Raw genomic sequence first — 19,173 nt, 5'->3', positions numbered from 1 at the left:
TCGCGGCAGGCGCGGGCAGGCGAGGCGTCAGTTGTCAAAGCCGACCTTGTCGACGAGCTGGCTTGCCTGCTTGCGATGCTTCGCGATGTCCGCCAGCGGCAGTGGATCGACCTTCAGCGTGCCGAAGCTCGCGATCACCGGGTCGAGCTTCACGTTCGCGCGCACCGGGTATTCGTAGTTCGCCTGCGCATACAGCGCCTGCGCTTCCGGCGATACCAGGTATTCGAGCAGCTTCACCGCATTGGCCTTGTGCGGCGCGTGCTTCGCCACCGTCGCGCCGCTGATGTTCACGTGCGTGCCGCCGCTCTTCGCGTTCGCGAACGTCGGGCGCACGACCTTGATCGCGTCGCCCCATTTGCGCGCATCGCTGCCCGGTTCAGCGTTTTTCATGTGGCCGACGTAGTAAGCGTTCGCGAGGCCGACGTCGCAGATCCCGCCGAGGATGTCGCGCGCGACGTCGCGGTCGCCGCCGGTCGCCTTGCGTGCGAGGTTCGCCTTCACGCCGCGCAGCCATTGCTCGGTCGCGGCCTCGCCGTCGTGCGCGATCATCGCCGCGACGAGCGCCGTGTTGTACGGATGCTGGCCCGAGCGGATGCAGACCTTGCCCTTCCATTTCGGATCGGCGAGATCCTCGTAGCGGAATGCATCGACCTTCAGGTCCTTTTCGACGTACAGCACGCGGTCGCGCAGCGACAGCGCGTACCAGTCGCCGTTCGTGCCGCGCAGGTTCGCGGGAATCGCGTCGTCGAGCGCCTTCGAGCGCACCGGCTGCGTGACGCCGCCGTCGACGAGGTCGAGCAGGTTGCCGACGTCGACCGTCATCAGCACGTCGGCCGGCGATTGCGCGCCTTCCGCCTTCACGCGCTCGAGCAGGCCGTCCTTCACGAACACCGTGTTGACCTTGACGCCGCTCTGCTTCGTGAACGCGTCGATGAGCGGCTGGATCAGCTTCGGCTCGCGAGTGGTGTACAGGCTCACTTCCTCGGCCGCCTGGGCAAGCGGCGCGAAGGCGGCCGCAGCCAGGGTCAGGGCAAGGGCGCCGGCGAGCGGCAGCAGGCGGGTGCGCGGATTCGACATGGAGACTCCGGTGGGGCAGGTGGACGAGGGAGCGTTCCGGGCCGCGCCTGCCGCCCGAGTGACCCGGAACATTACAAAATGAAAGACTCTGGATTCTAAATCGAAATGCGAACGATTAACAAATGAAAGCTTGCGGAAGGCGATGGAGAAGCCGGGGACGGAGATCGGTGAACGGGGCGGCGCAGCGTGGGCGCAAGCGCGTAGAATGCCCGCTTCGATGAATTTGACGGAGACGCACCGACCATGAGCGATCAGCGCAAGAAGAACCCTGTCCGCAACGTGAGCATCCTGATCGTCGTGGCCGTGCTGCTCGTGATCGGGACGATCCTGTACAACGCGATTTCGCAGAAGCACGCGTACGACGAGGCCCACCCGGCCGAGGCCGCGAGCGCGGCATCGCACTGACGTGCCGGTGCGCGGCCCGGTCGGGTCGCGCGCGCGGGGCGGGTGAACGGAGTCGATCCGCGGCTTCCAGCGCGACGGGCGCCGCGCGGAACCGGGGCAGCGGAAGGCGCGCCGGAACCGACGCGCCGCATCGGCAGGTCAGCCGTGCGTCAACGTGACGCAGCGGCGAATTTCGGGCGGATCCGTGCGTAGAACACGGCCGCGAGCAGCGCGAGCCACGCCGCGCCGACATACAGCGCCACGCGCGTATCGTCGAACCAGCCGAGCATCACGATCACGAAGCCCATGAACGCGATCGTCAGCGCCGGCGCAACGGGCCACAGCGGCACCTTGAACTTCAGCGCGGCGACTTCGGCGCTCGACAGGCGGCGACGCATCGCCACCTGCGACAGCAGGATCATCAGCCAGACCCACACGGTCGCGAACGTCGCGATCGCGGCGACCACCAGGAACACGTCCTTCGGCATCAGGTAGTTGAGCAGCACGCCGACCAGCAGCGCGCCGGCCATCACGAACACCGTGACCCACGGCACGCCGTGGCGCGACGTCGTCATCAGCACACGCGGCGCCTGGCCCTGCCGCGCCATCCCGAACATCATCCGGCCCGCGCCGAAGATGTCGCTGTTGATCGCCGAGATCGCCGCGCTGATCACGACGAGGTTCAGGATCGTCGCGGCCGAGTTCACGCCGAGCGCCGAGAAGATCTGCACGAACGGGCTGCCGTCGCTGCCGACGCCGGTCCACGGGCCGATCGACATCAGCACCACCATCGTCAGCACGTAGAACAGCAGGATGCGTGCGGGCACCGCGTTGATCGCGCGCGGAATCACGCGCTCCGGATCCTTCGCTTCGCCGGCGCTCATCCCGATCACCTCGATGCCGCCATACGCGAAGATCACGACCGACAGCGACGCGATCAGCCCGCCGACGCCGTTCGGCAAGAAGCCGCCATGGTTCCACAGGTTCGCGAACGTCGGCACGTCGGCCGAATGGCCGAAGTGCATGCCGGTCAGCAGGATCGCGACGCCGCCGCCGATCATCGCGACGATCGCGCCGACCTTGATGATCGACAGCCAGAATTCGAGCTCGCCGAATACCTTCACGTGGCACAGGTTCAGTCCGCAGATGATCGCGACGACGCCGAGCACCCAGATCCATTGCGGCACGTCCGGAAACCAGAAGCCCATGTAGATGCCGAATGCGGTGATGTCGGCGATCGCGACGATCACCATTTCGAGCGTGTAGGTCCAGCCGGTGACGAAGCCCGCGAACGGGCCGAGGTTCTCGGTCGCGTAGTGGCCGAACGAGCCGGCGACGGGTTCGCGCACGGCCATCTCGCCGAGCGCGCGCATCACCATGTAGACGGCCGCGCCGCCCAGGAGGTACGCAAGGATCACGGCCGGGCCCGCGAGCTGGATCGCGGACGCCGAACCGTAGAACAGGCCCGTGCCGATCGCCGAGCCCAGCGCGAGAAAGCGGATGTGCCGCGCGCTCAGGTGGCGCTGCAAGTTTTTCATGGAGTCTCCGAGATCGTTATGCGACGAACCTGGCGAGCGGGGCCGGTTCGACTGCGTCAAGTTGTCTATACAACTTGAATGTGAACGAATGATAACAAGCCGGACCCGGTGGCCGGAATCGGGTATTCCCTGACTGGCGCGGCGAGCGGAACGGGGCGTGGGGCGGTCGCGCGCCGCGGGCGCGGGCCGCGTGGAGCGGGTGGGGCATGCTTCTTCGGGGATCGTTGAATCGAGGCGTGCCGGCAGGCCGATCCGCGGCGTGCGCGGGCTGGCCTGCCGGCGTGGACATACGGAGGTCAGGCGGGCAGGCGGATCACGCTCGCATCCTTGCGGATCAGCAGCGACGACGCGAGCATCTGCTTGCACTGGTGCGCGAGCACCTTCAGGTCGTGCGTGAGCTCGGCGCCGACCGCCTCGGATTTCTCCGCGGACACGACCATCGCATCGAGATCGCGCGTGATCTGCTTCGACGCTTCGAGCTGGTCGGCAGGCGGCGGTTCGCCGGCCTCGGCCTTCTCGAGATTGTCGAGCACGGCGGCGAGGCCGCGCTGCAGCGCGTCGTCGTGGACGAGGCCGCCATCGGCCGCGCATGCGCTGCGGATCAGCGGCGCGGCAGCCGTGATCTGCGCGCCGAGCACATGCGTCTGCACGAGCAGGTCGTTCAGTTCGGGCACGAAGCGCTGGTGCGCCTTCGGCTCGATCATCATTCGCTGGAACGCCTGCCCGAGGTTCGCGAACGCGATGTGCACGTCCTTGCGGGCGAGGCGGTAGCGGTAGTCGTCGTCGAGCGTGCTGGCTGGCGCTTCGATCGCGGCGGCGACGACCGGCACCACGGCAGCGCCGTCGGCGGTCGGCACCGGCGGCGGCGACATGCCGCGTCCGGCGCGCCACACCGCCTCGAAGTACTTGCGGGTGGACGTCAGCATGTCGGTGACGAGCTTGCCCATCAGCCGGTATTCCCAGTACGGGAACAGCCGGCTCGCGGCGATCGCGATCATGCAGCCGACCACCGTGTCGATCGCGCGCTCGCCGATGATCCGCATGCTGCCCGGCGCGAGCAGGTGGAACATCAGCAGCACGTACGACGACGTGAACACGACGCTCGCCGCATAGTTGAACAGCAGCAGGCTGTAGCTCATCACCATCGACCCGAACATGATCGCGATCAGCAGGTGCGTATCCTTGACCGTGTAGATCAGCGCGACGCTCGCCGCGCAGCCGATCAGCGTACCGACGATACGCGCCGCGTTGCGCTGCTTGGTCAGCGAGTAGCCGGGCTTCAGGATGATGATGGTGGTCATCACGATCCAGTAGGCGTTCGTGAGCGGCAGTAGCCGGCCGATCCAGAAGCCGACCGCGACGGCGATCGTCACGCGCAGCGCATGGCGAAAGCTCGGCGAGCGCATGTTCAGGTTCGAGAAGATCAGCAGCGGCGACATGCGACGGCGCTGCAGGAAGCGCGTGAGCGCCTTGTCGATCTTCAGTTCGGTTTGCTGCGGATCGGCGTGGCCCGACAGGTTGCGGCGCATCCGGTCGATCAGGCGCGTCGCGCTCCAGATGCGCCGGAACGTCGCGAGCACGGCCGCATAGGCTTCCGCGTTGGTGGCCGCGAAGTTCTTCTTGCGCATCAGCTCGATCTCGTACTCGATCGCGCGCAGCTCGGCCTTCACGCTGATGTGCGAATGCGGCGCGCGGTTTTCGAGCACCGCGAGGCCGACCTCCTCGAGATCGGCCGCGGCCTTGCGGATCAGGTCGCGGTAGAAAATGATCAGATCCGAGCCGCCGAACGTATTGCGCACGAGCGAGTAATCGGTGTGCGCGCCGACGAACAGCTCGTGCAGATCGACGCTGTTGATGAACAGGTTGTACATCGTCGTGCGGCCGGGGTCGAGCTTGCCGCGCCGCAGCTTCGGCAGGTTGCGCAGCACGATGTCGCGCGCGGTCTCCTGCGTTTCGACCGCGGTGATCTGTTTGGCGACGAGATTGCGGTAGCACTCGTCGAGATCGGCGTCGAGATCGTAGAACTGCGCGCGCGCGAGCAGGTAGTCGGCACAGGCGAACAGGCTTTCGGCCAGCGCCTGCTGCTCGATCCGGCGCGCCTGCCATTGCGACACGAGCGTGGCCCAGTACGTGTACCAGAGGCCGCCCGCGAGAATCCAGCCGGCGTTGACGAACGCCTGCAGCGGCGTGAACTGCTCCTCGAGCGTCATCACCATCATGAAGAGCGTCGCGAAGCTGATCTGTGGCCAGCGGTTGCCGTAGACGACGATCAGCGACAGCACGAACGTGAGCGGCACGATCGTGAGCCACAACGCGAAGATGTTCGGCGTCGCGAGGCCGGTGGCGAGCGCGGCCAGGAAGCCGATCACGCTGCACGCGAGCATTTCGTTGTGTTTGTACTTGAGTGGGCCCGGCATGTCGACGACGCACGCGCCGAGCGCGCCGGTCGAGATCGTGAAGCCGAGCTCCCGGTTGTGAAACACGATCAGGCACAACACGGCCGGTAGCGACACGCCGACCGCGATCCGCAGGCCGCCGAAAAAGTACTGGCTGTAGAAAAACTTTCTGATTTCGACCGAATAGCGCATCGATGGGCTGAATGGCAGACGAAGACGCCCGGGGGCGGCGTATTGATTGGCGACGAGTCTATCGTATTTCGCGTTCCGCAAAACCTGGCTTTCCGGCCGAGGTTCGCGGCGGCGGCCCATTTGTTATCCTTGGTGATCCTGTTCGCCCGGCCCCGTCGGTGCGAGGTTCCGACGCCCGCCTCATGCTCCATCTTTTCTATTCGAACCGTCACGAAACGCTGGCCGACGCGCTGCTCGAGGATCTGGCCGCGTTCCCGGCCCGCAACGGCCCGTGGGCGCCGCAACAGGTTATCGTGCCGAGCGCGGCGCTGCGCCGCCGCCTCGAGCTCGACATCGCCGCGCGCAACGGCGTGTGCGCGAACGTCGAGTTCACCTATCTCGCGCAGTGGCTGTGGGCGCAGATCGGCCGCGTGCTGACGGTGCCCGCGCGCTCGCCGTTCGCGCCCGACCGGCTCGTGTGGCGCTGCTACCGGCTGTTCGCGCAGACGGCCGACGGTGCGCCGTGGCTCGCGTCGCCGCGGCTGGCCGCGTATCTGTCGGCCTCCGACGATGCGATGCGCTACGAGCTGGCCCATCGCGTCGCGGCCGTGCTCGATCACTACCTGACCTATCGCCCCGAATGGCTGGCCGCGTGGCAGGCGGGCGAATCGGTGCTCGCGGGCGACGGCGCGCCGCGCGGGATCAGCGACGCCGCACGCGACGACGAGCGCTGGCAGGCCGCGCTGTGGCGCGCGCTGCTCGCCGAGCTGAGCGACAGCGGCACGCCGCCCGCGCACCGCTTCCTCGTCGAAGCACGTCATCTCGATGCGGATGCGGTCGCGCGCGCCGACTGGCCCGAATCGGTCAGCGTGTTCGCGCTGCCGACGATGCCGCCGCTGCACGTCGCGCTGTTGCGCGAACTGTCGCGCTGGATCGACGTGCGCGTCTACGCGCTGAACCCGTGCCGCGAATTCTGGTTCGACATCGTGACCGCCGCGCATGCCGAGGCGCTCGATGCGGCCGGGCGGCGCGACTACCAGGAAGTCGGCCATCCGCTGCTCGCCGAATGGGGCAGGCAGACGCAGGCGCAATTGCACATGCTGCATGAACTGACCGAAAGCGCCGCGTCGGGCGATGCGTCGCGTTTCGTCGAGAATCCCGCACCCACCTGGCTCGCGCGCGTGCAGAACGCGATCCTCGAACTGCAGCCGGAGGCAGAAACCGGCGACACGCCGGTCGAGCGCGGGATCGAGGTGCATGTGTGCCACAGCCTCGCGCGCCAGCTCGAGGTGCTGCACGATCGGCTGCTCGCGTGGTTCGACGCCGATGCGAGCCTGCAGCCGTCCGACGTGCTCGTCGCGGTGGCCGATCTCGCCGCGGCCGGGCCGTTGATCGACGCGGTGTTCGGCACGGCCGGCGCCGGCGGTGCGCGGGTGCCTTACCGGATCACCGGCCTGCCGCCGTCGCAGGCGAACCCGGTCGCACGCGTGCTGCTCGACTGGCTCGCGTTGCCGGAGCGGCAGGTCGGCGCGCCGGAGCTGGTCGAATGGCTGCGCGTGGATGCGGTGGCCGCGCGCTACGACATCGACGCGGCCGCGCTCGAAACGGTGCAGACCTGGCTCGCGGCCGCCGGCGCGCGGCGCGGGCTGTCGCCGCTCGCGAGCGACGACGCGGCCGTGCCCGCGCCGCGCCATACGTTCTCCGATGCGCTCGCGCGGCTCTTTCTCGGCTATGCGATGCCCGAAGGCGCGGCGCCGATCGGCGCATGGCTGCCGATCGAGGCGGCCACGGGCAGCGAGGCCGAACTGCTCGGCCGGCTCGCGCGGTTTACCGACGATCTCGACGGCTTCGCGCGGCGGCTCGCCGAGTCGCACACGCCGCGCGGCTGGAGCGAACTGTTTGCCGACACGCTCGCGCGCTTCTTCGATTCGGGCGCCGCGTATGCGGACGCGCTGGCCGGCGTGCGCGACGCGCTCGACGCGATGCTGGCCGCGATGACGGAGGGCGCGCCGGACGAGGCGTTGCCGGCGGCCGTCGTCCGCGCGGGGCTCGCGGCGGCGCTCGACGATCCGGCCCGCGGCGGCGTGCCGTGGGGCGGCGTCACGTTCTCGTCGCTGACGAGCTTGCGCGGGCTGCCGTATCGCGTCGTCTGCCTGCTCGGGATGGATGACGGCGTGCTGCCGAGCCTCGCGCGCGCGGACGAATTCGACCTGATGGCCGTGCTGCCGAAGCTGGGCGACCGGCAGCGCCGCGACGACGAGCGCAATCTGTTTCTCGACCTGTTGCTCGCCGCACGCGACCGCTTGCTGATCGCCTATACGGGCCGCAGCATTCGCGACAATGCGCCGTTGCCGCCCGCGGCGCTCGTCGACGAACTGCTCGATCATCTGGCGATCGTCGCGGCCGGGCCTGGCGCCGCACCGGACGCGGTCGATGCCGCACGGCGCGCGTTCATCGTCGAGCATCCGCTGCAACCGTTCGCGGCCGCGTATTTCCAGCCGGGCAGCCAACTCGTTTCGTATGACGCCGAGCGGGCGACGCTCGCGTCGCTGCTGGCCGCCGAGGCGTCGCGCGACGGGCCGCGCGAGCAGCCGTTCTTCGCGCAGCCGCTGCCGGCGGAGCCGGTCGAGCCCGTCGCGTTCAGCGAATTCGAACGTTTCTGGCGCCATCCGGCGCGTGCGTTGCTGCGTGGCCGGCTCGGCATCGTGCTGGCCGACGCGCAGGCCGAACTGCTCGATACCGAGCCGTTCGCGCTGGACTTTGCCGGCAGCGACGCGCTTGCCGAGCGCGTGCTGCCGCTCCTGATCGAAGCGGGCGACGGCCGCGTGTACGATCACGCGCTGCGCATTGCGGATGCGAGCCCCGAACTGCCCGGCGGCGCGACGGGCGCGGTGTGGCGCGACCAGGCGCTCGGTTCGATGACGCAGCTTGCGTCGAACGTACGCCGCGCGCTGGGCGACGGCATCGAGCGGCGGCCGTTTTCGCTCACCGTCGTGCCGAAGTGGCCCGACACCGAGCAGGCGCTATTCGGCGCCGACGACGCAATGCTGGCGGCCGACGCGGTGAGCGCGCCGCTCGAATTGCACGGCACGCTGAACCGGCTGACGCCGGCCGGGCAGGTCATCTATCGCTATGCGCGGCCGAGTGCGCGCGACTACCTGTCCGCGTGGCTCGCGCATCTCGTCTACTGTGCGATCGAGCCCGACGGCCCGCGCCGCACGCTGTGGTTCGGCAGCGGCGGTGCGTTCGAGCTGACGCCCGTCGCGGCGCCGCTCGAACGGCTCGCGCCGCTTGCCGCGCTGTTTCGCGCGGGGCGGCGCATGCCGCTGCGGTTTTTCCCGCGCAGTGCGTGGGCGCGGGTGTCCGACGGCGAGGCCAAGGCCGCGAGCGTGTGGATCAACGAGCGGGTCGTGAGCGAAGCCGACGATCCGGCCATCGCGATCGCGTGGCGCGGCGCGCATCCGTCGCTCGACGAGCCGTTCGGCACGCTCGCGCGGCTCGTGTTCGAGCCGCTCGTCGAGCATCTGAAGGAGGTCGCATGAGCGCCGTGTCGCAGCAGCAGGCGCTCGAACTCGACGTGTTCGCGTGCCCGCTCGACGGCGTCAACCAGATCGAGGCGTCGGCCGGCACCGGCAAGACCTGGAACATCTGCGCGCTGTATGTGCGCCTGCTGCTCGAAAAGGATCTCGGCGCGGACGAAATCCTCGTCGTGACCTTCACGAAAGCGGCGACGGCCGAGCTGCACGAGCGGATTCGCAGCCGGCTCGCGCAGCTTGCGCATGCGCTCGACACGGGCGACGACGGGGGCGATCCGTTCATCGCACGTCTGTTGGAGACCACGCTCGGCGACGACGGCGCGCTCGATCCCGAGACGGCCGCGAAGCGGATCCGGCGCGCGCTGCGCGCGTTCGATCAGGCCGCGATCCATACGATCCACGCGTTCTGCCAGCGCGCGCTGCAGGAAGCGCCGTTCGCGGCCGCGATGCCGTTCGCGTTCGACATGGAGGCCGACGATGCGTCGCTGCGCTTCGAACTCGCGGCGGATTTCTGGCGCACGCGTGTCGAACCGGCGGCCGCGCGCTGGCCGGGCTTCGCGACCTGGCTCGTCGAATCGGGGGCCGGCCCGGCCGCGCTCGATGCGCAGCTCGCACGCCGGCTGAAGAAGCCGCTCGCCGCGCTGCGCTGGGACGGCGTGACCGAGCCGGACGAATCGGCCGAAGCGGCGGCCGCCGAATGCTTCGCGGAAGCCGCGCGCATGTGGGCGGCCGAGCGCGACGCGATCGATGCGCTGCTGCGCGCCGCGCAGCCCGCGCTCAATCAACGCTCGCACAAGCCCGACGCGGTCGCCGATGCGCTCGCCGCGTGGGCCGTGCATTTCGAGCAGGGTGCCGCGACGGCCGCCTTGCCGAAAGCCGCGCTGAAGCTCACGCAAACCGCGCTGACCAAGGCGACGAAAAAAGGCGGTGCGACGCCCGCACACGCGTTCTTCGACGTGGCCGACGCGCTCGAAGCGGCCGTGGCCGCCGCCGAGGCCGCGCAGCGCGCGCGCTGGCTCGCGCTGATCGCCGACTGGCTCGACATGGCGCCGGGCGAGCTGGCCGAGCGCAAGCGCACGCGGCGCGTCGTGTCGTTCGACGATCTGCTCACGAACCTGTATCACGCGCTGCATGCGCATCCGTGGCTCGCCGAAACGCTGCGCGCACGCTATCCGGCCGCGCTGATCGACGAGTTCCAGGATACCGATCCGCTGCAGTTCGCGATCTTCGACCGGATCTTCGCGCCGGGTGGCCCGCTGTTTCTCGTCGGCGATCCGAAACAGGCAATCTACAGTTTCCGCGCGGCCGATCTGCATACTTACCTCGCCGCGCGCGCGCGGGCGAGCGCGTGCTATACGCTCGCGGTCAATCAGCGCTCGACGCCCGCGATCGTCGATGCATGCAACCGCTTCTTCATGTCGAATCCGCGCGCGTTCGTGCTCGATGGGCTCGACTATTACGCGGTGCGCGCCGGCACGCGCGTGCGTGCGCCGTTCGTCGACGAAACCGATCCGGGCCCGGCCGGCGATTTCCGGGTGTGGACGCTGCCGGGTGGCGAAGGCACGCTGCTCAAGCGGGATGCGCAAGCACAGGCTGCCCAGGCCTGCGCGGCCGAGATCGCGCGGCTGATGCGCGGCGCGCGTGAAGGGCGCGTGCGGTTGGGAGGCACGCCGTTGTCGCCGGGCGACATCGCGGTGCTCGTGCAGACGCACCGGCAGGGCAGCCTCGTGAAGCGCGTGCTCTCGACGTGGGGCGTCGGCAGCGTCGAGCTGGCGCAGGCGTCGGTGTTCTCGACCGGCGACGCCGAGCAACTCGAACGCGTGCTGGCGGCGATCGATGCGCCGGGCGACCTGCGGCGTCTGCGCGCGGCGCTCGCGGCTGACTGGTTCGGCCTCGATGCCGGCGCGCTGTGGCGCATGGAGCAGGGCGACGGCGATGCGCAACCCGGCGCGTCGGCGGCCGACAGTGCCGACGCGATGAGCTGGGTCGAGCGCTTTTCGCGGTATCGGCTGCTGTGGCGCGAACGCGGTTTCGCCGTGATGTGGCGCACGTTCACGCGCGAGCTGCGGATCGCTGAACGGCTGATGGCCGGTGCGGACGGCGAGCGCCGCGTGACCGACATCAACCATCTGGCCGAGTTGACGCAGGCGCGTGCATCCGCGCAGCCCGGCATCGCGCCGACGCTGCGCTGGCTCGCCGCGCAACGGCTCGACGGCGGCGGCGAGGAAGCGCAACTGCGGCTCGAATCCGATCGCAACCTCGTGCAGATCGTCACGGTGCACAAGTCGAAGGGGCTCGAATACGCGATCGTGTTCTGTCCGTTCCTGAACGACGGCGGGCTGCGCGAGCCGCCGTCGTCCGCGCTGCCCGATGCGCGCGAGTATCACGACGACGCGGGCGATGCGGTGCTGCATTACGGATGCGACGACGAGGCGGCCGCGCAGGCGGCGCGGCAGGCGCTGCGCGAGCAGGCCGCGGAACGCGCGCGGCTCGTCTACGTGGCGCTCACGCGCGCGGTGTATCGCTGCTATGTCGTCGCCGGGCCCTACCTGTCGTCGCGCTCGACGCGCGAAGCGCGGCGCAGCGTGCTCAACTGGCTCGTCGCGGGTGCCGGTCATGCGTTCGATGCGTGGCTCGACGAGCCGCCCGACGAAGCCGCGCTCGATGCGGCATGGCGTGCGCTCGCGGGCGGCCCCGTGAGCGTCGCGCCGCTGCCCGTGCCGGCGCGCCGCGAGCGTCTCGCGGCCGGGCACGACGCGTCGCAGACGCTCGCGGCGTGCCATGCGACGCGCGTGCTGCGCGATGCGTGGCGGATGGCGAGCTTCAGCTCGCTGACCGCGTCGATGGCGCGCGAGGAGGCGGGCGTCGCGGCGGTGCCCGACGACGAACTGCGGCCCGATCACGATGCGCTTGCCGCGGTGACGCCGGACGGCGAACTGATACTGGCCGATACGGTCGTGGCCGACCCGCCGGACGACGACATTCTCGTGTTCCCGCGCGGCGCGGCGGCCGGCGAATGCCTACACCGCCTGTTCGAGCTCAGCCGGTTTAAGGAGCCCGAATCGTGGCACAAGGCCGCGCTCGGCGCGCTGCACGACCGGCCGGTCGAGGCCGAGCCGGAGCTTGCGGAGCGCCTGCCGGCGATGATGGCGCGGCTCGTCGGCGACGTCGTGCACACCGAGCTCGTGCCGGGCATGCGGCTCGTCGATCTCGATCCGGCGAAGCGGCTCGACGAAATGGGCTTCCTGTTCCCGGCGCCGTCGCTCGACCTGACGGCGCTGCGCCGGCTGCTGGTCGCGCACGGCTATCCGGACGTGGCACTGGAGGCGGGCACGCTCGCCGGTTTCATCAAGGGTTTCATCGACATGATCGTCGAACACGACGGCCGTTTCTGGATCGTCGACTGGAAGTCGAACCATCTCGGCACGACGCCGGATGCGTATGGCCCGCGCTCGCTCGACGTCGCGATGGCCGATCACGCGTATCACCTGCAGGCGCTGCTCTATACGGTCGCGCTGCATCGCTACCTGCGCGGCCGGCTGTCCGATTACGACTACGACACGCACATCGCGGGTTACCTGTACCTGTTCGTGCGCGGCGTGCGGCCCGGCTGGCGCAGCGGCGGCGAGCCGGCCGGCGTGCATGCGCGGCGGCCCGCGCGCGCGCTCGTCGACGCGCTCGACCGGATGATGGAAGGGGGCCGCGCATGACCGCATCCGACGACATGCTCGAATTCACCGGCGGCCTCGTCGCGCGGCTGCCCGAGCCGGCCGATTTCGGCATCGCGCTCGCGGAAGGCTTCGCGCGCCGCATCGGCGACCTCGCGCGACGTGCCGGTGCGCCGTCCGCGCCGGCACGCTGGGCGGCGCGCGCCGCGTTCGCGACGAGCCGCGCGACCGCCGGCGGCCACGTGTGCGTCGCGCTTGGCGCGCTCGCGCAGCGCTACGAAGCATCGCTCGACGAGGTGCGCGCCGCGCTCGCCGCGAGCGGCGTGGTTGCGTTCGGCATGCTCGCGCGCGGCGACGAGCGGCCGCTGATCGTCGACCGGCTCGATCACCTGTACCTGTCGCGCTATTTCGATTACGAACGGCGGCTCGCCGATGCGCTCGTCGCGCAGGCCGGTGTCGCCGCGCCGGACGAAGGCCTGTCGCCCGACCGGTTGCGCGACAGTCTCGCCCGTTACTTCGGGCCGGCCACCGGCGAAGTCGACTGGCAGCGCGTGGCGGCGATCGTCGCGCTGACCGGCCGCGTGACGATCGTCAGCGGCGGGCCGGGCACGGGCAAGACGACGACCGTCGTCGGCGTGCTGGCCTGTCTGCTCGACGCGCACCCGGAGCTGCGCATCGCGCTGGCCGCACCGACCGGCAAGGCCGCGCAGCGGATGCAGGAGGCGCTGCACGCGCGCGCCGGCGATCTGCCGCCCGAGCTCGCGGCGCGCCTGCCCGACACGTCGTACACGCTGCATCGGCTGCTGGGCGGCGGCGGGGCGGCCGGCTTCCGGCATCATCGCGACAATCCGTTGCCGTACGATCTGATCGTCGTCGACGAGGCGTCGATGATCGACGTCGCGCTCGCCGCGCATCTGCTCGACGCGATCGCGCCGGGCGCGCGGCTCGTGTTGCTGGGCGACAAGGATCAACTGGCCGCGGTCGAGGCCGGCGCCGTATTCGCGGAGCTGAGCGCGCGGCCGGCGTTCACCGCCGCGGCGCGCACGCGCATCGCGCAGGCGCTGGGCGTCGACGAGGCGGCGTTCGTCGCGGCGTTGCCGGTGCCGGACGAAGCTGCGCCGCCGGCGGTTCCGGCGGTGAATCCGGTTTCCGTTTCTGCACGGGCGCTGCCATCGGCATCTGCGCCTGTTTCACGCAAATCGGCGCCTCGGCCGAAAGTCGATGCACGACAGGCGTCGCTCTTCGACGACGAACCGCAGGATGACGAAGTGTCGTCGACCGACATCGCGCCGTCGCCGCGCGCCGAATCGGCACCCATCGATGGCGGCCCATCTGACAATGCGCCTGCATGGATAGAGGCCGACGAACTCGCTTGGCTCGACACCGTCGAACTGCCGCCGTTCGACGCAGGCGACGCGGCGCTTGCATCGATGACGGCGGCCGCATCGCCATTGACCGGCGAAGCCGCTGCCGCAGCCGCGTCCGCCGGCACACCCGCTCCGGCGCCGCTCGCGGACTGCGTCGTGTGGCTCGAACGCAATTACCGCTTCGGTCTCGATTCGCCGATCGGGCGGCTGTCGCTCGCGATCCGCCGCGGCGACGTGCAGGCGGCGCTCGATGCGCTGCCCGCCGACGACTCGGCAGCCGCATCGTTTCACGACGATGCGGGCGACACGCTGGCGTCGTCGACGGTCGAGCGGCTCGCACGGCGCTTCGGCGCCTACCTCGATGCGTTGCGCGACGCGCTGGCCGCGCCGGCACCCGATCCGCTGCCGCTGTTCGACGCGCTCAACCGGTTCCGGATCCTGTGCGCGACCCGCAACGGCTCGCGCGGCGCGGAGCACGTCAATGCGCTGGTGGCCGCGCATGTGCGGCAGGCGGCGCGCGTGCCGCTCGCGGTCGGCGCGCACTGGTTCACCGGGCGGCCGATCATGGTCACGCGCAACGACTATGCGCTGGGGCTGTTCAACGGCGACATCGGCATTGCGCTGCCCGACGCGCACGGCGTGCTGCGCGTGTGGTTCCGGCGCGCGGACGGCACCGCGCGCGCGGTGTCGCCGGCCGCGCTGCCGCCGCACGAAACGGCGTTCGCGCTGACGGTGCACAAATCACAGGGCTCGGAATTCGACGAAGCGGCGCTCGTGCTGCCCGCGTCGTTCGGCCGGGTGCTCACGCGCGAGCTCGTCTATACGGCCGTCACGCGCGCCCGCACGCGCGTGCAGGTGATCGGGCCGCGGCGCGTGCTGGCGCAGGCGGTCGCGACGCGCACGCAGCGCGATTCGGGGCTCGCGGCCCGCGTCGACGAGGCGCTCGCCCGGCGCCGCACGGAGGCTTCGCGATGATGATCCGCTACACGCTCGATCCGGCCGAGGTCGAATGGACCGCCGTGCGCGCGCAGGGCGCGGGCGGGCAGAACGTGAACAAGGTATCGAGCGCGATTCATCTGCGCTTCGACATCCGCGCGTCGTCGCTGCCGCCGGTCCTCAAGGAGCGGCTTCTCGCGCTGTCCGACCAGCGCATCACGCGCGACGGCATCGTCGTGATCAAGTCGCAGGAATATCGGACGCAGGAGAAGAACCGCGAGGCCGCGCTCGCACGGCTCGATGCGCTGATCGGCGGTGTCGCGTACACGCCGCGCGCCCGGGTCGCGACGCGGCCGACGCGCGCGTCGAAGGAGCGGCGGCTCGAGCACAAGTCGCGCCGCGCCGTGGTGAAATCAGGGCGCGGGAAGGTGGTCGACTGACGAACGAAGGGGAGATACCCGTCGCACGCGCCCGCCCGCCGTGCGCGCCGGTTACCGCATGATGGTTCCGGCGCTGTCGAGCACGAAGTCGACGCAGAACACGACGAGCCGGCTCTGCGCGCGGATCGCGACGGCGGCCGTATAGCAGTCGCGGCCTTCCGTCAGCGAGAAGTGCGGGCCCATCAGCGCGACGCGCCCCGGGGCGGCGATCGCGCGCTGGAAATACGGGCGTCGCGACCAGTTGCTGTGGGTTTCCGGGAACAGCGGCGAGAGGCGGGTCACGCTCGCCTGGCTGTCGTCGAGCGGTGCGCCGATCGACGGCAGGAACTGTTCGCCGGTCTCGTCCGTGACGAACACGCGACGCGCGGCCGGCACCGCGAACACGCGTTGCGCGGCGTCCTGCAGGTTGCCGCTCGCCGAAAACGCGGCCGCGCCGGTGAGCACGAGCCGTTCGATCGCGTCGAAGCCCGGCTGCTCGGCGGTCGCCGGCGTGTGCCGGCGAGCGATGAAGCGCCGCCACGCGGCATCGAGCATCGCGGGCGCCGCCGCGCTCGCGTGCGCGATCGATGCATCGGGCTGGCCGAACTGGAAACCCTGCACGAAATCGATGTCGGCTTCCATCAGCGCCTGCAGCGCGTCGTCGCTTTCGACGCCTTCGGCCAGCACCATCGCGCCGGCCTGGTGCAGCATCGACACGAGGTGATGCATGATGCGGCGATCGTCGGCGGAGGCGGTCGAACGCTCGACGAGCGAGCGGTCGAGCTTCACGATGTCGGGCCGCGCCCGCCATACGCGGTCGAAGTTCGAGAAACCGGTGCCGAAATCGTCGATCGCGATCAGGAAATCGCGATGCTGGATCATGTCGATCGTGCGGGCGAGCGCGGCTTCGTCGCGCGCCGGCTGCTCGACCACTTCCAGCACGATGCGGTTCGGCGGCAGCGCGAAATGCCGGCACAGCGCCTCGACGAACTCGCGCTGTACGAGGCCCGTGTCAAGCACACGCGGTGTCACGTTCAGGAACAGCCAGCCGTCCCCGATTCCCTGCGTGACGAAGTTGGCCGTGTGCAGGCAGCGCGCGAGCCGGTCGAGCAGCAGCGCGTCGGCGTCGCCGCGGGTCTTGTCGAAGAGGGCGGTGGGCGACACCAGCGTGCCGTTGCCGTCGACGACGCGCAGCAGCGCCTCGTAGCCGACGACGCGCTTGTGCGTGATCGACAGCACGGGCTGGAACACACTGCGCAATGTCGTGGTGCGATAGGTGGCGAGCCAGCCGTGGGGCGTCGGCGTGAGGCTTTCGAGCAGCGCGTCGAGCGACAGGTCGCGGGTGGACTTCATGTCAACGGTGCCCGGGAGCGGGCGGCGGGGCGGCCGCGCACCGCCACGCCGATGCAGCCGCATGCGCAGGCGGACGCGAAAGAACGTGGGGCATCGAAACCGCCTTCTGCGGATAAGTTTTCCGAGTGTAACGGGATTGCCGCGGCGCGCGTATCAGGGTAACTCCAGACGCAAACGGTACACCGCGATTCCGGCCCGCGCGCAGCGGCGCGGCGACCGACGCCGCATGCATGCGTACGGTGCATGACCGTCGCGAAACCAAGCGCGCCGCAGCGGCAGATGACAATTCCACGACAGCGCGGCGGCATGACCGTGCGTCACTGCCGCGCGATGCGCAGGCTGATGCGGGAAATCCCGCCGGCCGGCGGCCCCCGTCAGACGAATGAGTCGAATGAGTCGAATGCCCGCGCGCCGCAGTGCGATCGGCGTCGCGTCGGCACACCCGCGTCGCCACCGGCATTGCCGCGCGACGGGCGACGGGCGACCGGCGGCGGTTCGTGCGCGCCCGGCGCGCCGATCGTCAGGCCGCCTCGCCGCCGCGCGGTCGGACGCCGGGAATCCGCTTGATCACGCCGGTTGCGAGCGCGGTGCCGACGAGCACGATCGCGCAGCCTTCGATCATCACGGCCGACACGTGTTCGCCGAGGAACAGCGCGCCCCACAGCAGCCCGAACACGGGGATCACGAACGTCACGGTAATCGCGCGGGCAGGCCCGACATGCGCGATCAGGTAGAAGAAGATGAAATACGCGATGCCCGTGCACGCGACGCCGAGGGCGAGCACCGACCCCCATGCGTGCGCGCCGACCGGCGCGGCCGGCCACGTCGCGATCGCGAACGGCAGCAGCAGGACGGTCGAGCCGATCATGCTGCCGGCTGCATTGACGAGCGGATCGACGCCGCTGAGCTTGCGTTTCGTATAGTTGGCCGCGATGCCGTACAGCAGCGTCGCGCCGAGTGCGGCCGCCGCGGCGAGCGCGGTCGCGCTGGCGCCCGTGTCGCCGTGCGCGTTCGCGATCTGGTTCCACACGAGCGTGAGCACGCCGGCAAACCCGATGACGAGGCCGAGCGCGCGCGGCAGCGACAGCTTGTCCTTCAGCCACAGGTAAGCGACGAGCGCGCCCCACAGCGGCGTCGTCGCGTTGATCACCGACGTCACGCCGGCCGACAATGTCAGCTCGGCGAACGCGAACAGGCAGAACGGGATACCCGAATTCAGCGCACCGACGACGAACAGCGGCCACGCATGACGGCGCAGCCGGGCGCCGAGATCGGCGGGTTTGAAGCGCGTCAGCGCGAAGCCCGCGAGAAACAGCGCGCCGATGCCCACGCGCAGCGCCATCAGTGGCGCGACGCCGAAATCGACTACGCCGACCCGGATGAACAGGAAGGATGCGCCCCACAGGGCGGCGAGCACGGTCAGCAGGAAAGCGTTCTTGGGCGACATCGATCGGCGAGGGCGGGGACGGGATGCGAAGAATCTTACACCGCGTTACCACACCGTCGTTTCACGATCGGATGAAACGACAAGAAACGGGAATGCCGCCGCTTGCCCCGGCGGCGGAACGCCGGCCGCGCGCGGCGCGGCCGGTCAGTGATGACGCCAGCCGCCGCGTCCGCCGAAGCCGAAATTGAGCGACAGCGCCGGGCCCCAATAACTGCCCCATGCGGGCGCATACGCAGGCGCCGGATAGTAGTAGGCCGGGCCCGGATCGACATACACGGGCGCGGGCTGTACCGGCACCGGCGCCGCCGTGTAATAGCCCGCCGGGATATAGCCGTACGGGTAATAGCAGCCGGCAAGCGTCGCGCAGGCAAGCGCCGCGGCGACGAAGGTCCTGTTCATGATGTGTCTCCGGCGGAGCCGGCTATCGGCAGATGCTTCAAGCTTAGGCCGAGTACTAATGACACGGTATGAAAAACGGTAACCGATCATTTCGGGGTGGCGTCCGCGCCTGTTGCGTCGCCGCATGCGAAAACGGCGCTTCCGCAGTGCGGAAACGCCGTTGAACCGACTGGCCGATGGCTGGGCGACGCCCAACCGGCCGATGTCGGGCTGCTTACTTGCCGATCTGGTTACCAATGATGCCGCCGGCCGCCGCGCCGCCCAGCGTCGACAGCGCGTTGCCGCCGATCGCCGCGCCGGCGACGCCGCCGACACCTGCACCGATTGCCGTATCGCGCTGGCGTCGCGACATCGAATCGCAGGCCGACAGGCTGGCTACCGTCGCGACGAGGAGAGCGCATACCCCAAAACGCCGAATCGAGTTCATGATCGTTGTCCTTGTGGTAGTGAACGGAAGGCGCACGACCGCTTGGCGGCCGCGC

12 protein-coding genes are annotated in these 19,173 nt (G+C 69.8%); 5 read left to right on the top strand and 7 right to left on the bottom strand.

Features of this window, described 5'->3' with window-relative positions:
• Positions 1-27: 27 nt before the first annotated feature.
• Entirely contained in the window at positions 28-1,077 is a 1,050-nt protein-coding gene (locus tag HWX03_RS10705) for a Fe(3+) ABC transporter substrate-binding protein (protein WP_175871232.1), read from the bottom strand.
• A gap of 243 nt (positions 1,078-1,320) precedes the next feature.
• On the opposite strand from HWX03_RS10705, the gene HWX03_RS10700 reads away from it, so the two are divergent.
• Entirely contained in the window at positions 1,321-1,482 is a 162-nt protein-coding gene (locus tag HWX03_RS10700) for a hypothetical protein (RefSeq protein ID WP_175820204.1), read from the top strand.
• 149 nt (positions 1,483-1,631) lie between these two features.
• Here HWX03_RS10700 and HWX03_RS10695 read toward each other — a convergent pair whose 3' ends face one another.
• Together HWX03_RS10695 and HWX03_RS10690 are read right to left on the bottom strand one after the other, a co-directional pair.
• Positions 1,632-2,999 (bottom strand): amino acid permease, encoded by a 1,368-nt coding sequence (locus tag HWX03_RS10695; RefSeq protein WP_175871231.1) that lies wholly within the window; start codon positions 2,997-2,999, stop codon positions 1,632-1,634.
• Between the two features lie 296 nt (positions 3,000-3,295).
• On the bottom strand, positions 3,296-5,587 hold the full coding sequence (locus HWX03_RS10690) for an FUSC family membrane protein (RefSeq protein WP_175871230.1): 2,292 nt from the start codon (positions 5,585-5,587) through the stop codon (positions 3,296-3,298).
• A 182-nt stretch (positions 5,588-5,769) separates the two neighbouring features.
• Here HWX03_RS10690 and recC point away from each other — a divergent pair, with 182 nt between their 5' ends.
• From recC to arfB, 4 genes are read left to right on the top strand one after another with little or no spacing between them, the layout of a single operon-like run.
• Positions 5,770-9,108 (top strand): exodeoxyribonuclease V subunit gamma, encoded by a 3,339-nt coding sequence (recC, locus tag HWX03_RS10685; RefSeq protein ID WP_175871229.1) that lies wholly within the window; start codon positions 5,770-5,772, stop codon positions 9,106-9,108.
• The gene (recB, locus tag HWX03_RS10680; RefSeq protein WP_175871228.1) at positions 9,105-12,812 is read left to right on the top strand and encodes an exodeoxyribonuclease V subunit beta; all 3,708 of its coding nucleotides are present in this window, start codon (positions 9,105-9,107) and stop codon (positions 12,810-12,812) included. Before recC ends, recB begins: the two co-directional genes overlap by 4 nt.
• Positions 12,809-15,112: an AAA family ATPase gene (locus HWX03_RS10675; RefSeq protein ID WP_175871227.1), complete on the top strand. Its 2,304-nt coding sequence runs from the start codon at positions 12,809-12,811 to the stop codon at positions 15,110-15,112. The genes recB and HWX03_RS10675 overlap by 4 nt, the downstream gene beginning before the upstream one ends.
• On the top strand, positions 15,109-15,513 hold the full coding sequence (gene arfB, locus HWX03_RS10670; RefSeq protein WP_175820198.1) for an alternative ribosome rescue aminoacyl-tRNA hydrolase ArfB: 405 nt from the start codon (positions 15,109-15,111) through the stop codon (positions 15,511-15,513). Before HWX03_RS10675 ends, arfB begins: the two co-directional genes overlap by 4 nt.
• A 51-nt stretch (positions 15,514-15,564) precedes the next feature.
• Here the strand turns inward: arfB and HWX03_RS10665 are convergent, their stop codons facing one another.
• The 4 genes from HWX03_RS10665 to HWX03_RS10650 all read right to left on the bottom strand — a co-directional run bounded on the left by HWX03_RS10665 (position 15,565) and on the right by HWX03_RS10650 (position 19,118).
• Positions 15,565-16,845, bottom strand: coding sequence for an EAL domain-containing protein (locus tag HWX03_RS10665; RefSeq protein ID WP_175871226.1), 1,281 nt, complete (start codon positions 16,843-16,845; stop codon positions 15,565-15,567).
• 520 nt (positions 16,846-17,365) lie between these two features.
• Positions 17,366-18,292, bottom strand: a complete 927-nt coding sequence (locus HWX03_RS10660; RefSeq protein ID WP_175871225.1) for a DMT family transporter — start codon at positions 18,290-18,292, stop codon at positions 17,366-17,368.
• 144 nt (positions 18,293-18,436) lie between these two features.
• Positions 18,437-18,691, bottom strand: a complete 255-nt coding sequence (locus HWX03_RS10655; RefSeq protein ID WP_175871224.1) for a hypothetical protein — start codon at positions 18,689-18,691, stop codon at positions 18,437-18,439.
• Between the two features lie 214 nt (positions 18,692-18,905).
• Entirely contained in the window at positions 18,906-19,118 is a 213-nt protein-coding gene (locus HWX03_RS10650; RefSeq protein WP_059573926.1) for a glycine zipper 2TM domain-containing protein, read from the bottom strand.
• Between the last annotated feature and the right edge of the window lie 55 nt (positions 19,119-19,173).

It is taken from the genome of Burkholderia sp. BCC0397 (genome assembly GCF_902832865.1).
In the GTDB taxonomy this organism is placed as follows: Bacteria; Pseudomonadota; Gammaproteobacteria; order Burkholderiales; family Burkholderiaceae; genus Burkholderia.
The sequence above is the reverse complement of the archived record's forward strand: the minus strand, read 5'-3'. Positions and strand labels throughout refer to the sequence as shown.